Origin of the sequence: Paenibacillus tundrae, from assembly GCF_036884255.1 — a bacterium.
Classification (GTDB): domain Bacteria; phylum Bacillota; class Bacilli; order Paenibacillales; family Paenibacillaceae; genus Paenibacillus.
Genome location: NZ_CP145605.1, coordinates 4,447,357 through 4,461,927, shown reverse-complemented (window position 1 = coordinate 4,461,927; position 14,571 = coordinate 4,447,357). Strand labels below are relative to the sequence as shown.

16 protein-coding genes and 2 tRNA genes are annotated in these 14,571 nt (G+C 42.5%); 15 read left to right on the top strand and 3 right to left on the bottom strand.

Annotation, left to right across the window (positions count from 1 at the left end):
- Positions 1 to 74: transfer RNA gene (locus V6W81_RS20050), tRNA-Ile, on the top strand.
- 143 nt (positions 75 to 217) lie between these two features.
- Positions 218 to 862 carry a hypothetical protein gene (locus V6W81_RS20045; RefSeq protein ID WP_338540162.1) on the top strand — a complete coding sequence of 215 codons (645 nt, stop codon included), beginning with the start codon at positions 218 to 220 and terminating at the stop codon, positions 860 to 862.
- A gap of 86 nt (positions 863 to 948) precedes the next feature.
- Here V6W81_RS20045 and V6W81_RS20040 read toward each other — a convergent pair whose 3' ends face one another.
- Positions 949 to 1,152, bottom strand: a complete 204-nt coding sequence (locus V6W81_RS20040) for a hypothetical protein (protein WP_056696207.1) — start codon at positions 1,150 to 1,152, stop codon at positions 949 to 951.
- Between the two features lie 179 nt (positions 1,153 to 1,331).
- On the opposite strand from V6W81_RS20040, the gene V6W81_RS20035 reads away from it, so the two are divergent.
- The 3 genes from V6W81_RS20035 to V6W81_RS20025 all read left to right on the top strand — a co-directional run bounded on the left by V6W81_RS20035 (position 1,332) and on the right by V6W81_RS20025 (position 4,075).
- Positions 1,332 to 1,577: a hypothetical protein gene (locus tag V6W81_RS20035; protein ID WP_338540161.1), complete on the top strand. Its 246-nt coding sequence runs from the start codon at positions 1,332 to 1,334 to the stop codon at positions 1,575 to 1,577.
- 235 nt (positions 1,578 to 1,812) lie between these two features.
- A complete protein-coding gene (locus V6W81_RS20030) occupies positions 1,813 to 2,238 on the top strand; it encodes a hypothetical protein (RefSeq protein ID WP_307211867.1) in 426 nt (141 codons plus the stop codon).
- A gap of 283 nt (positions 2,239 to 2,521) precedes the next feature.
- The gene (locus V6W81_RS20025; RefSeq protein WP_338540160.1) at positions 2,522 to 4,075 is read left to right on the top strand and encodes a tetratricopeptide repeat protein; all 1,554 of its coding nucleotides are present in this window, start codon (positions 2,522 to 2,524) and stop codon (positions 4,073 to 4,075) included.
- A 14-nt stretch (positions 4,076 to 4,089) separates the two neighbouring features.
- On the opposite strand, the gene V6W81_RS20020 is transcribed toward V6W81_RS20025, so the two are convergent.
- Entirely contained in the window at positions 4,090 to 4,212 is a 123-nt protein-coding gene (locus V6W81_RS20020) for a hypothetical protein (protein ID WP_338540159.1), read from the bottom strand.
- A gap of 108 nt (positions 4,213 to 4,320) precedes the next feature.
- On the opposite strand from V6W81_RS20020, the gene V6W81_RS20015 reads away from it, so the two are divergent.
- The 5 genes from V6W81_RS20015 (at position 4,321) to V6W81_RS19995 (ending at position 8,162) form a co-directional block, all read left to right on the top strand.
- Positions 4,321 to 4,983: a hypothetical protein gene (locus tag V6W81_RS20015; protein ID WP_338540158.1), complete on the top strand. Its 663-nt coding sequence runs from the start codon at positions 4,321 to 4,323 to the stop codon at positions 4,981 to 4,983.
- Positions 4,984 to 5,089: 106 nt separating this feature from the next.
- Entirely contained in the window at positions 5,090 to 5,215 is a 126-nt protein-coding gene (locus V6W81_RS20010; RefSeq protein ID WP_082560390.1) for a YjcZ family sporulation protein, read from the top strand.
- 165 nt (positions 5,216 to 5,380) lie between these two features.
- Positions 5,381 to 5,710 carry a DUF1904 family protein gene (locus V6W81_RS20005; protein WP_128102825.1) on the top strand — a complete coding sequence of 110 codons (330 nt, stop codon included), beginning with the start codon at positions 5,381 to 5,383 and terminating at the stop codon, positions 5,708 to 5,710.
- 670 nt (positions 5,711 to 6,380) lie between these two features.
- Positions 6,381 to 7,544 (top strand): sensor histidine kinase, encoded by a 1,164-nt coding sequence (locus V6W81_RS20000; protein WP_338540157.1) that lies wholly within the window; start codon positions 6,381 to 6,383, stop codon positions 7,542 to 7,544.
- Positions 7,545 to 7,670: 126 nt separating this feature from the next.
- The gene (locus tag V6W81_RS19995; RefSeq protein WP_338540156.1) at positions 7,671 to 8,162 is read left to right on the top strand and encodes a NucA/NucB deoxyribonuclease domain-containing protein; all 492 of its coding nucleotides are present in this window, start codon (positions 7,671 to 7,673) and stop codon (positions 8,160 to 8,162) included.
- 126 nt (positions 8,163 to 8,288) lie between these two features.
- Here V6W81_RS19995 and V6W81_RS19990 read toward each other — a convergent pair whose 3' ends face one another.
- A complete protein-coding gene (locus V6W81_RS19990; RefSeq protein WP_145045535.1) occupies positions 8,289 to 8,510 on the bottom strand; it encodes a hypothetical protein in 222 nt (73 codons plus the stop codon).
- A gap of 225 nt (positions 8,511 to 8,735) precedes the next feature.
- Between V6W81_RS19990 and V6W81_RS19985 the strand changes: the two genes are divergently transcribed.
- The 5 genes from V6W81_RS19985 (at position 8,736) to V6W81_RS19965 (ending at position 14,386) form a co-directional block, all read left to right on the top strand.
- Positions 8,736 to 9,191, top strand: coding sequence for a general stress protein (locus V6W81_RS19985; protein ID WP_338540155.1), 456 nt, complete (start codon positions 8,736 to 8,738; stop codon positions 9,189 to 9,191).
- A 274-nt stretch (positions 9,192 to 9,465) separates the two neighbouring features.
- Positions 9,466 to 9,551: transfer RNA gene (locus tag V6W81_RS19980), tRNA-Leu, on the top strand.
- Between the two features lie 434 nt (positions 9,552 to 9,985).
- The gene (locus tag V6W81_RS19975; protein WP_338540154.1) at positions 9,986 to 12,907 is read left to right on the top strand and encodes an insulinase family protein; all 2,922 of its coding nucleotides are present in this window, start codon (positions 9,986 to 9,988) and stop codon (positions 12,905 to 12,907) included.
- A 371-nt stretch (positions 12,908 to 13,278) separates the two neighbouring features.
- A complete protein-coding gene (locus V6W81_RS19970; RefSeq protein ID WP_310142541.1) occupies positions 13,279 to 13,947 on the top strand; it encodes a uracil-DNA glycosylase in 669 nt (222 codons plus the stop codon).
- A gap of 19 nt (positions 13,948 to 13,966) precedes the next feature.
- A complete protein-coding gene (locus V6W81_RS19965) occupies positions 13,967 to 14,386 on the top strand; it encodes a hypothetical protein (RefSeq protein WP_056696236.1) in 420 nt (139 codons plus the stop codon).
- Positions 14,387 to 14,571: the final 185 nt, after the last annotated feature.

The window sequence follows — 14,571 nt, the reverse complement described above, 5'->3', positions numbered from 1 at the left end:
GGGCCCTTAGCTCAGTTGGTTAGAGCGGTCGGCTCATAACCGATTGGTCACAGGTTCGAGTCCTGTAGGGCCCATACTTTTGAAACCTTGCTTATATAGCAAGGTTTTTTTCTTATTCAGTTGTGACTCAATTAGGGTGAGTGTAAGGTGGAATAATATCCCTTACAAATGTGCTGAAGTTGTTTACATTAATTGATGTGAGAGGTGAAGTTGGGGAATGAGCAATAAGCGCTGTACTATATTGATAGCGGTTACTTCAATGTTATTACTAATTTGCATGTTTCTTTTGTATAAAACTGTTCAGGAGAATCAAAGATATGAAAAATTTATATCTACTCAGCTAAGTGAATCTTTATCGGCATTGGTTACAGCGATTTTGGTCAATGATGAGATACTCCAGCAATATAATTTAAGTGAAGGGGAGAACCTCTTATCAGAACATGCAACCAACCTATGTGCCAATTTCACAACTGTGAGTACAACATATAATCATTTACTAAACGCAGCGTTACATCTCAATAAAGTGAACAATGCGGAGATCAATCCTGTGCTAGGAAATGTTGCTCAGGATATGACCTTTTTTCTAGCACGATCTGTTATTGGCAATGATCTCCTCGGGGACTGCAGTCTAGGCGAAATGTCCATTTCACTAGATGCGGTGCAAAGTCAGAAGATAGCAGAAATACGAGAACTGAACAACCAGTGGTCTGGTATAGTAAAAAAATACGTGCCTGAAGCGACAGCAATCGGTGTCAGTGATGTTGATTGGAATGATATGATTAACGATAAAATGTGGATTCAATTGTTAGAGGAACTCTCTAGCGATGCGGGTCAATCGGGGATTAATCATTTTTTTAATTAAACTTGTTCATGTATAGAGGTTACACACCAAAAGAACACTGGCATATCTGACCAGTGTCCACCTTGGAACAAGTGAATGGATTCTTTTTATAGTAAAGGCAACAAAATGGCGATTACACCGATCATGATGAAGATAACACCTGAGCTTATGCCTATGATTCCACTTGTTTGGGAGTTATGTACGTTGCTTTCTGTACGTGAAATACGACTGAAAAACTGTGATATTTTGGAGTTAGGGTTTTTATAGTCGTACAGGGATAGTGCAATGACGATCACGCCCAATATAATCATTAATATTACGGTCACCCCCTCGGTAGTGATGTATACTTTATATACGGGAATTATTTGAAATAGTTCCAATTATAAAGTCATTACCTTTTGAAAGAACCTGGATGATAGAGACTAATAACTATAATTATTGAGATATATGATATAATTGTTATAATTTAGCATAAGGTGAGGTTGGATACTTGAACAGCGGTGGTGCAAGTGCAGTAGGTTTGCCAGGATTATTACTTTTAGTATTGTTTGTAGCAGTCATTGTATTTATAGTCTATCTAATCATTTCAAGAGTAAGGAAGAGCTCGGGTAGCGTACAAAAAGAAATCTCTAATCTTCGTAAAGATATTCAAGTTCTGCAAGATAAACTGGATAGGAATGACCGTCATATAGGTGATAGAAACGAAGAACAAGAGAAGATTTATACACCCAAGTAACAAAGAGACATCACGACAGGAGCGCCTGTAAAAGAGCAAGTTTGCTGCCGGGGTTAGGATGAATAGCTTAATCTGCTTCGGTGTGGCTACTTCAAAAGGATAAGACACAATATTGAAGGTCGTTGGGTAAAAAGCCCGATGATCTTTTTTATTTATGCAAACTAGTAACAGTGTCCATGCCATATTATAAATCTTGCATATATTATCGTATTCCAGTAATAGGAGGTAGATTTTAATGAGTCAATTTATTGATGCGAGAACTTCGCAGAATGCAAGTTTAGCGAACTCCATTGCCGTTCCGATTTTGGTTGTGAATACACCTCAGCTATTTGGTCAGATTGGACTGGTAACTACTGCAGGTATCGGTGCTAATCCACGGGTACAAATGAAGGGTACGGTGTCTGTACAGCTTCCGCTGGCACTTGTGGGTATAACAATTACAATCGTTAGAGGAACTCAACCTACAGATCCAGTTATTTACTCCGCGACATCGACATTTAGCTTAAGTGTATTAGCTCCTCAAGTTATCACGTTCTCCGCGGACGACTACAACCCACCGATCACGCCACAGTTGACGTATACTGCATTTGTAAGCTCTAACTTGTTAGGTACGATTCGTGTAGGCCCTGAGAACTTTGACGGAGTTTTGTATTCAGACTAAACAGACTAATGTACAACTATCCGACAGACGTTTACGGGTATGAATACGGTGTGTTAATGATTGATCCTGCCTTGATAGAGGCAGGTTTTTTTATTAGGTAGCTGAGGCTTCTGCATACGAGTCCTATTCGGTTTATTTAAGAGAGACCTTAACATGGGACATTTCTGGTTATGATATAATGCATAACAGTGTGTAACGTTTACATGATTGGATTGCTTGATTGGCTTAGACTGTGTGGGTCTTGGAACGTTAAGAATTATGGATAAAAGGCGGTTTATAATTAATGATGCATAATGAAGGACAACGGTTCCGTTTCAGTGAAGCACCGGTGTGGGAATGGCAACGTGCTTACTATGAACAGCGTGGGCTTGACGCGTGGACGGAAAATCAAGTTCCACAATATATCACGAGTAACCCGATGATTGCAGCGGCGTATGCCGAAATGATATTTGGCTTTCTGCAAGACTTGGCAGCGAAGGGTAAGACATCGGAGACGGTTACGATTCTGGAACTAGGCGCTGGAGTAGGTCGTCTAGCGTTTCAGATACTTACGAAATTGATTGAATTGCGGAATTATGCAGCAACGGAGTTGCCCGCTTTTCGTTACGTGATGACAGATTTAGTGATGGAGAATGTAGTGGGGTGGAGAAACCATTCGTCCATGGAGCCTTATATCCAGCAGGGCGTGTTGGATTTTGCTCAGTTTGATGCAATGAAGGATACTGCGCTGGATCTAGTCGTTGCAGGCGAAACAATTCAGCCGGGAGATCTGCAGCAGCCCTTGCTCATTATCGCAAATTATTTCTTTGATAGCATTCCGCAGGAATTGCTATATGTAGGTGAAGGACAGATTTATGAATGTGATCTCATACTCTCTAGTGCCGAAGAACACGTCAATCTTGCACCGTCAGAGAAATTAAAGGCGATGGAAATTAGTTATGCTTACCGCCTTGCACCTGAGTATAGTGCCGAATCGTCCCCTTATCGCGATGTTATTTCATTGTATGAGGAAGAGCTAGAGGATTCACATATTCTGTTTCCAGAAGCTGGACTATCCTGTCTTGAACGACTGGGGACTTTATCTACTGCTGGGTATATGCTTATTACAGCAGATAAAGGTGATCACCGATTAGATTATTGGAAATTCGCTGAGCCGCCTGAATTCGTTCTTCACGGCAGTTTCTCCTTGACGGCGAACTATCATGCGATTCGGTATACGTTGGAGCAGCAAGGTGGTCTGGCTTGTTTTACAACGCATCATTATAAGGATATCAATGTCGGCTGTATTCTGATGGTCGCAGAACCTACAAGTTATGTGAATGCCCGTCTGGCTTACCTGCGAGAGGTTGAACGTTTTGGGCCGGATGACTTCTTTAGTTTGAAAGAATGGTTCGATCGACAGGTAACTCGAATGGAGCTCAAACAAATTCTGCCTTTCTGGCGTCTAGGTGGTTATGATGCAGAGTTTCTAATTCTATGTGCGGAACGTATTTCTGATCTGCTGCCAGATGCAAGCGATGAAGAAATGATGGATATGCAGCACGGAATGCATTCCATGTGGTCTTCATACTATGTGATGGATAAGCAAGGGGAATTGGCTTTTATAACAGGGCAATTGTTCCATGCGATGTATATGTACGAGGATGCAAAGTATTTTCTAGAACGATCAATGCAGGCAGACAAGGACAAGTTCAATACGGATGTATTATATGATCTGGCTGTTTGCTGTTATGAGCTTGAGATGGAAGAAGAAGCTCTAGCGTATACACGTAAAGTGCTGGCATTGGAGCCAGATCATGAAGAGGCTGGTTCGTTGCTTGAAAGTCTGGAAGGCTGATGATTACGTTCTGTCTAAGGTGCAAAGGATACACTGGTTAGAACCCAATAGAAGAACATTAAAGCAATGAGGAACAGTGAACTTAGTCCTAACAGAACACCAATGATTACTTTGTCCCACTTTCCAAATTTTCGCATATTAACCCTCCGTAAATACAACTGTGTTTTATGAAGCGGAATGACTTTTATAGATATACGTTGATGGAATAAGTATACATTATTGTCTGCTATAGGGGGAGATGGAGAATGCGGATTATTATTGGGCAACCCAACCTTGAGCCCGGATTAATACAATTAGAAAAAGAGCTAAGGGAATACGCGAATGCGGATATTTTGTTGTATCCCGAAGGGTATTTAAACCAGAATGTAGAAGAGGCTTGCAGGCTTGCGGCTACATACGGAACGATGATTGTATCGGGACACCGCCGATTAGATGAGCGTCCCAAGGACCGATCCATTATCATCGACCAGCACGGACAGGTCGTGATGGAGAAAGCGAAGTACACACCTGCCGTAGTTGTCACGCAACAGGATGTGGCGATCAGTACTCTATTGTGTGATGAGATCGTCTTACAAGGGTTTCAGCACGATGATGACAGGGTTGATATACTCTTACATTCCATCGGGGTAGGGATGTTCAGTGAGGATCAGTACAATGAATGGCTGGAGGAGGCTCGCACAATCGCTATTCGTAATCAATGTATGGTGATGGGTACCAGTCATGCAGATGGCTCGTATCGTGACAGTGACACCTCTATTCCAATTGCGTACTGTATATCCTCCGATGGTAAGGTTGTATTTGCATCACATAATGATATTCGAACCCGAGTTGTAGTAGTGGAGCTTGCAGGAGCTGACGAGATTACTACAACCAGGCAAGGACGTTTTTTGATAAAAGTGGAGGGCTAGAGTGATCCCCTGAGGATTGGGCGTTGCATCTAGGGAGAAGCCCGGTCATTTACTCAGCATTGGCATATGTTATCCCATACCTTTTAAATCAAAGGAGGCCAATCAAATGAGTCATGTTGGATACGGTTGTGGAAATGTCGGAGGAATCGGACAGGGAATGTGTACTTCTACTGCTGCAATTTTGGTGCTTTTCATCCTGCTCGTCATCATCACGAAGTCTTTCTGGTGTTAGTTTATAACTAAGCTAAGTGGATGGTTACACCAAGCTCTGCTGAGATCTCAGTGGAGCTTTTCCTTATGATATACAGTAAATGATAGAAAGTCTGTCATTTGACAATAGAAAACAATGTACTTAAAATCACATAAGTAACTAAATTTAAAGATTGAAGGGATTGCAATGCCGTTTATTCGCTTCAGAGGCTTTACAGGTCATCAGTTAGAAGAAGTTGTACCTAAAATCACAGAGCAGATGTCGCTCACTTCTAATATTCCACAAGAAAGAATTAAGGCTGAGCGTTATGATGTACAAGCACTCACTCCTTCTCCAGCTTCTATAGAAATTGTTATGTTTCAGCGTGATCAGGAAATCCATAATCGAATGGCCTCTTCCATATACGTCATTTTGGTCGAAGCAGGTTTGCCAGACGTACACATATTTTTTAGTATTTTGGAGCCTACTCTATATTACAAGCAGGGGAAACCGTTAACGGATTACCCACTGAATTGAATGAGATATGACCCAGTATATAAGTTGATCAAATAAAAAAATCTGATCCAATTGTGCTTGGATCAGATACAGACGGGCGAATGCTGCTCGTCTTTTTTATTTATAGTGAGATCTGATGATAAGGTAAGACAGTTAGAATAAAGGTCATTCTTGCATGCATAAATGCCTGTTTCTCCGACATATACATGATCGATTGTAACTGTGGTATCATGCCGCCACTAGTGAAAATGCAATTAATAACATCACTAAACTAGTCATACGAACAAAGACCATATACGGCTTGCTAGGCTCGGATTCCCCCTTCACAATCCAACCATAGCGTAGGAACCATCCGAACTTGGGGAAACAAAGATTGATAATGCACAGTATCATGAAAATAAAAAAGAGGGTTCTCATGCGCGATCTTCCTTCCTCGTTCAGGCATGGCCTCAATCCACTTATCGACGACGTCTATTGAAAATGAATAAGATCAGAATAACGATGATGAGAATGAACAGAAACTTCATGTGTATTCCTCCTAAGTTTATGAAAACATTAACCTTTTCGGCACCTTTTGAACAACTATGATACAATTAATGATATTGAATTAGTATGATCACATACCAAATTGATGATAAACAACCACTTATTATTGAATATTGTTGAAGACAGATAGAAGCAGGAGGGAAGCATGGCCATTCAAAATCAGTATTCTATACCCATTCAGTGGGAGTTTTTAATTTCTAAGCTTAAATCTTCCGTAACTGTGGTCGACGCAACCTCACCAGAACTGCCCCTGATCTATGTAAACGAGCACTTTACAACATTGACAGGATATTCATTTGAAGAGTCTGTTGGGCAAAATTGTAGGTTTCTTCAAGGGAGGGATACCCTTCCGGAGACAGTAGATAAGATTCGTGAAGCGCTCAGAGAGCAGAAATCAATTAAGATTGATATTCTGAATTACACCAAAAGTGGACACAAGTTTTGGAATGAGTTGAATATAGATCCGATCTTTAATGACGAGGGAGATTGCCTCTTTTTTGTTGGGATACAATATGACATCTCAGAGCGGAAATATGCCGAAGAACAGCTTCGTATGGCAGCGAACATGGCTGAATTGAACAGCCGAGGACAACTAGAGTTTATTGGCAAACTGAATCATGAGTTACGAACGCCGCTCAATGGAATTATGGGAATGATTGAGCTGGTGGGCATGGAAGAAACCAGTAATGAGCAAAAGGAGTACTTGGAGCTTGCTCGTCAATCGGGAGAGGCCTTGCTGAACATTGTAAACAAGAGCTTGGATATGGCGAAGTTAGGTCGTGGGAAAATGAAGGTAGAGCAGATCGAGTTTCAGCCATCCAAACTAATGCAGCAGATCATCAAGACGCATGAACTGTCTGCTATACAGAAGCAGATCAGCCTAGTCTGCCATGTTGATCTTGAAGTGCCAGAAGTGCTCGTTGGAGATCCGTTGCGCTTACGACAGGTGCTGGATAACATAATAAACAATGCGATTAAGTTTACGGAGCAAGGCGAAGTGCATATTCAATTGGATGTAAAAGAGACATTGGAGGATGTAACGACGCTGGTCTTTAGCATCCAAGATACAGGGATCGGGATTCCACAAGATCAGATGAATCAATTATTTGAAGCTTTCACTCAGACAGATGTGTCTCATGCACGGAGGTTTGGGGGCAGCGGTCTTGGATTAACGATCTGTAAAGAGCTGCTGGAATTGATGCATGGTGAAATCACGGTAGCGAGTGAAGAAGGTCAGGGTACACAATTCCAGGTCACTGTGCCCTTAAAGCGACAACAGGTGATGCCAAGCATGGGTCATGTAGGTTAAAAGGATGATTATATGATCGGAAGAGGGCAGTTCGGGAGCGATCCGGGCTGTTTTTTTTCTGCACATTTCCGTTGTTCCACGAACGAATGTTCTATATAATGTAATGATGAATGGGGGAGAGGCAGCATGACGCGTAAACGCACAAGAAAGAGAAGAAATAAAGGAACGGCCAGGGTGAAAAAGCAATGGGTTACATTGGTCACGCTTGCTCTAGTCGCCTGTTTCGCGTGGTTTAATGGAGATTATAAGCTGGGGGATTGGACTTCTATATTTAATGGGAGTAGTAGCCAAGGTGTAGATCATACGCTGATCTTCCCTTCTGAACGCTACCCAGAGACAGCTAATCATATTCGGTCGGCCGTTAAGGCAGGGCATTCTGATGTGTGTACGATTGATCGTGATGGTGCCGAGACGAATCGGGATCTTTCGCTGAAGGGAGTGCCAGTGAAGAAGGGGAAGGATCGAGACGAGTGGCCAATGGCTATGTGTGCAGAGGGTGGGGCTAATGCAGATATCCAATACATTACGCCAAAGGACAATCGCGGAGCAGGTTCATGGGTCGGCAATCAACTTAGTACATATCCAAATGGAACACGAGTGAAGTTTGTAGTTGAATAGCAAGATCTAAGACAGATCCTAGTTGTATAGTGTTGTATAGTAATGAAGAACGCCAGACTTCTCAAAGTCTGGCGTTCTTCAACGTCTGATGATTCAATCGATTCACTGCTGGCTACAAACGGCTACTCACAGTGCCATGCTGCTTAGATGATGCGAACGAATGCTTAACAGGCGTGTGACCTGCTCAACTTCCTCAAACGGAATCCAGAGGTTCCCTTGTACTGTGCGTAGAAGGAGGATGGAGGAATCGGCAGAGCGTTCTGGAAATCCGGTTACAGATTGACCGCTTGTATTACGAACCATAATTTGTTGATTACGACGGATGGCAATTTCTACCTCTTTGTTCATATGTCATTTCTCCTGGTTATGAGATTAGATTCGATATGTCAATAATTTCAATGGTTAATTTGTCTTCTTTATATAGTCTATCAGAACTAGGTATGAATTTCCAGAAGAGAAGTGACTTTTTGGGTTAGGTGATTCGTCTTATCGCGTGATTAGCGTTTGTTTTTTTCAGTTAGAGGGTTATAAAGGGTACTGAAGCTAAAGCATGTATGTTAAGGAGGATTTCGTATGACAAAGTTATTGATTGGAATGGTACGTACTGAGAACGAAGCCATTTTAATGCTGAATCAGCTTCGACAGGCAGGAGTTGATTCCGATTCACTCGGCGTAGTCGCTAAAGAACAGCTTGATTTGGAGTTGATCAGTGAGAAGGCAGGTTTACCTAAACCACTTAAGGGCGCAGGCACTGATGGAGCATTAGGAGCCTTTAAGGGGGTGCTAGCAGCGCTAGGTAAACGTAAGGATCAAACGATGTCTGCTGGGAAGGCCGTTCGCCGGCTTGCTGGTAATGAAATCGGTGAAGAGACCGATGATTTTGTACTTACCCTGACGGAAGCCGGTATCTCTGAGGATGACGCAAACTATTATGAGCAATGGCTTATGCAACAACATTTGCTTGTGATTGTGGAAACCAGTGAAGACGAGATTGCTCGGATCACGCCTATTATCATGAAGCGTGACTAACCAAATGTGAACTTTTTTTCTTTTTTAGCTTAATTTAATCCTGATTTTAGGTTTCTTTAATGTTGGGGAGGTATTCTTACCTTACACCTCCCTTAATATAGATGGTTTATAAGAAAGTTCGAGACCGCAACTCGACCTTTCTAGGCACTGCTGGCTTACGCCGGTGGTGCCTGTTTCATTTTAGAAATATTTTTTCGGAAAAGTGTTGCATATTATTAAAATACATGATAAGATATTTCTTGTCGCCACATTTGATTGAGAAATACATAATCATGCCGGGGTGGCGGAATTGGCAGACGCACAGGACTTAAAATCCTGCGGTAGGTGACTACCGTACCGGTTCGATCCCGGTCCTCGGCATCCATTAAGAGAAAAGGAAATTCCTTGATATATCAGGGGATTTCCTTTTTTTTATACTTTCAAATGAGGGTCTTGAATCATAAGCGCGATTAACTTTTGGAATTTCTGTATTTAATAAAGCTGAGGATTATTAACAGAGTTGAATAATACATAGAATTTAGTGTACTTAGACAAATTTAAAACCTCCGCCAATGTTGGCTATGAATATTTAGGTACAGTATAGCTGAATATTCATATTTGTGTTGCATTTTTTTGCGTTCAGATCAGTGTCCGATCTTTTTTTGTGGGGCATTGTGGGATGGGGAATGAAGCAATCCCGTGGTGGTCGTTATGAAGACAAGGGATGTTGGTGTATACTGGCTATAGGCATATATTACCTTTATCTTGCGGAGCTCAAAGTTAACCAAATACATTTTTAATGGAGGACTCGACATATGTTGAAACAGCTTCAGTCTTATCAAGTAATCCAAGAACGCAGGATGGAGGAACTGAAATCTGACGGCTACTTGCTGGAACACAAAAAGTCAGGCGCCAAAATTGTCCTTATGTCCAATGAAGATGACAATAAAGTATTTAGTATCGGTTTTAGAACACCACCTAGCGATAATACGGGCGTACCTCATATTCTGGAGCATTCCGTATTATGCGGCTCTAAGAAGTTTCCAGCGAAGGATTCATTTGTTGAATTGTTGAAGGGTTCACTCAACACATTTCTGAATGCAATGACGTACCCGGACAAAACGATCTATCCTATTGCAAGCCGTAATGAGCATGATTTTCATAATTTGATGGACATCTATCTGGATGCGGTGTTAAATACGAATATTTATGAGAACGAAAAAATATTTTTGCAGGAAGGTTGGAACTACAAGTTACCTTCTGCAGAGGATGAATTAACATATAACGGCGTTGTTTACAACGAAATGAAGGGTGCTTTTTCTTCACCTGAACGGATTGTTCGTAGAGCCGTGCTCAATTCTCTATTCCCAGACACAACGTACTCCAAGGAATCGGGAGGCATCCCGGACGAGATTACAGATCTAACTTATCAAGGACTCTTGGATTTCCATACGAAGTATTATCATCCTTCTAATAGCTTCATTTATTTGTATGGAGACATGGATATGGAAGAGAAGCTTAAGTGGTTGGATGAAACGTACCTGAGTCAATACGATCGGATGGAGACAGATTCGGAGATTGAGCTGCAGCCTTCATTTGGTGAACGTGTCGATGTGGTACAAACGTATTCGGCTGGAACGACAGAGTCGGAAGTGGACAATAGCTTCTTAACCTATAATGCAGTTATTGGAACAAGCCTGGATCAAGAGCTGAATATCGCCTTTCAAATATTACAATATGCGCTTCTGAATGCTCCAGGTGCGGTATTGAAGCAGGCGTTGCTCGACAAAGGAATTGCCAAGGACGTATATGGCTCATATGATGATAGCTTGTACCAGCCGGTCATGACGATTGGGCTGAAGAAGAGTAATTTGGAGAGTAAACAGGTGTTCCTCGACACGGTTCACGAAGTGCTTGAGCGCGTTGTGCGCGAAGGGATCGATCCGAAAGCACTTCTAGCCGGAATTAATTCATATGAATTTAATCATCGGGAAGCAGACTTTGGAAGAATGCCTAAAGGGCTGATCTACGGCTTCTATACGCTACAGAGCTGGTTATATGACGACAAGGCACCGTTCACCCATTTGGAGGCCAATGCCGTATTTGCTTCGCTCAGAACGAAGATGAACGAAGGATATTTCGAGCAATTGATTCAGCAATATTTATTGCAAAATACGCACACGTCGTTTGTGGCCGTGACTCCGGATAAAGGACTCAGTTTGCGTAAGGAAGAGGCATTGAAATCGCGTTTGAAATCACTCCAAGCCAGTCTGAGTAAGGAAGAGATCGAGCAACTGGTTCAACGTACCAAGGAACTCGCGGATTATCAGAATGCACCTTCAACGAAAGAACAACAGCAGGTCATTCCAACCTTGTCGATTGAAGATATCGATCCGCAAGCGTCCAAATTATCGAATACATTAAAGTCCGTCGAGGGAACAACGATTGTACATCACAATCTGTACACGAACGGAATTGGATATCTGAAATTGTTGTTTAATGTGAAGGAAGTTCCCGAGCATCTACAGCCGTACTTAGGACTTTTGAAAAGTGTGTTAGGTTACGTGGATACCGCAAACTTCAAATTCAATGGTCTGTCCAATGAAATCCACATCCATTCCGGTGGAATCAGTGCCAGCGTAGGGGCGAGCGCCGATGCTCGTCAATATAATACGTATAAAGCTCATTTTGAGATTGAAGCTAAAATTCTATATGATAAGCTGGATTTTGCTTTTGATATGATTGAGGAGATTGTACTGACTTCGCAGTTCCACGATACGAAGCGGTTGTACGAGATCATTTCCCAATTGAAGGGCAGATTGCAGCGTAGCTTGATCAATAGTGGACACTCGGCAGCAATGGGCAGATCCTCTGCCAAGCATTCAGCCGTAGCTGCTTTTCGTGAAGCGGTAAGTGGCGTGGCGTTCTATCAGTGGCTTGAGGAGCTGCAGGCAAATTATGAAGATCGCAAAGAAGAACTAACGAACCGTCTGAAAGAACTGACAGGAATGATCTTTAGACCTGAGAATCTACTGGTAAGTTATACGGCTGATGATCAAGGATATGCTAGTCTAGAGCAGCACGTATCGAAACTAAAAGCGAAGCTATACACGCAAGAGGTTGTTAAAGAACATACTGAGTTCCAAGCAGTCCATCACAATGAGGGCTTCAAGTCTCCATCAGAGGTTCAGTACGTCGTGCAGACAGGCAACTTCATCCATAAAGGATTCGAGTATACAGGCTCGCTTCGCGTATTGCAGGGAATTCTGTCACTGGACTATTTATGGACAAATATTCGCGCTAAAGGTGGCGCATATGGTTGTATGACAGGTTTCAGACGGAGTGGCGACAGCTATATGGCATCCTACAGAGATCCTAACCTAGAGAAAACCTATAACGTGTACGAAGAGATGCCGCAGTATTTGCAAAATTTCAAAGCGGATTCACGCGAAATGACCCGTTATATCATTGGTGCAATTCAAGACCTCGATGCGCCTAGAACTCCATACGCAGAGGGAACCTTCTCATTGGAGTGTTACTTGTCTAATGTGACGGAGGCAGACCTCCAGAAAGAAAGAGATGAAGTGCTGAGCACCACAGAAGCACACATCGTCAACTTTGCTCCGCTGATCTCAGCAATCCTTGAGGAGAAACATCGGTGCGTTATTGGTAATGAGAGCAAAATTGAGGAACAACGTGACTTGTTCGACGAAACGCTTGATTTGATCAAGTATTAATCATAAGCATCCAGAAGTATTTGACTTGACTTGTGATTGACGTGACTTGAATGGTACAAACTAGCGCCTTCTCCGATGGATAACGCCTTGGAGAAGGCGTTTTTTGCTTATGTGCATATGTGTTTGTATTTCGATACCATTGTGGCTCAATATTAGATAGGTTTAACAACTAAAATACGGTTCGTGGGGCACATAGTACACTAGCAGAGAGAGGCTCAAATTGCAGGTGGTGTGCAGATTTCTAGCCTGTAGTCTTAGGTTATGTTAAAATGATGGATAGTCTATGAGCCGACGGTAGCGGCTCACACAGCTAGCAGCCAGCTAGATGGCTGCAAAGGTACGTATTCATCCAGGGGAAGGAGCCTACATCTATGTTTGGAAATGATTGGGATTCGGTGTTGCATGAAGAAGTGAATGCCGAGTACTTCAATAAAATTCGTTATGCGCTGGCGGCAGAGTACAAAACTCAAACTGTATATCCGTCTAAGGAGAATTTGTTCTCGGCGCTAAAGCTCACCCCGTATCATCAGGTCAAAGCAGTCATTATTGGACAAGACCCTTATCATGGTGAAGGCCAAGCTCACGGGTTGAGTTTTTCAGTTATGCCAGGTGTACGCATTCCACCATCCTTGAGAAATATCTATAAGGAAATGCATGCTGATCTGGGTCTTCCTATCCCTGAACATGGTTATTTGGTTCATTGGGCCAAACAGGGGGTATTGCTGCTTAACAATGTGTTAACTGTACGTGAAGGTCAACCTAACTCACATCAAGGTCTAGGCTGGCAGACATTTACGGATGCTGTTATACGGGAATTGAACGAGCGTTCGGAGCCTATGGTATTTATGCTGTGGGGCAGTCATGCCCAGAAGAAGGGTGCCTTTATCCATCGAGACAAGCATCTGGTGTTGGAGTCCACACATCCAAGTCCACTTGCGGCTCATCGTGGATTCTTTGGCAGTCGTCCCTTCTCGAAGGCCAATGATTTCTTGACCTCCAAAGGTATTGAACCGATCGACTGGAATATACCGCAAAACTAGACAAATGAGGGTGAGGACATTGCGACATTGGGTGGGACGAAAAGTAGCTGTATACCGAGCGACTGGTATTCGAGAGCCGTTAAAAGGAACGCTGGTCGATTGGGACGAAGAATCGGGTTGTGTACGGATTGGGCCTAAACGTATCAAGGTATCGTTCGATAATATCGCAATGATCAGACCCTTGCCCGAGGAGAGCCTGCCTTTGAAGAAGGCGCGTTCTGAGGTGCATAAGGTTGGATATGTTATGAAGAAAGCCATACAGTTTGATAATGCGATTTACTTTAAATCAGAAGTGATGATATGGAGAAGAGCCAAGATTGTAGCTTTATCCACCACCATCCTCCGCCATGACGAAGACCAGGTTGAGATTGCAGATGGTCGATTTCTTCGCAAGGACAAATATATGTTTGTCGTGCGTTCACGACGAGGAATTCGTTAAACATATAAATATATTTAATATTCATTTCATGTATAGATCATCTGGATTTAATCTTTAGCCGTTATATTAAGTGTAACAACCCCTTCTAAATGATGTGTAATAACATGGGAGCCCGACCGGCTGCAAACGGTCGGGCTTTTCTGGTCTTGTAGGAATGTAAATTGGAGTAACATAGCAATGACATT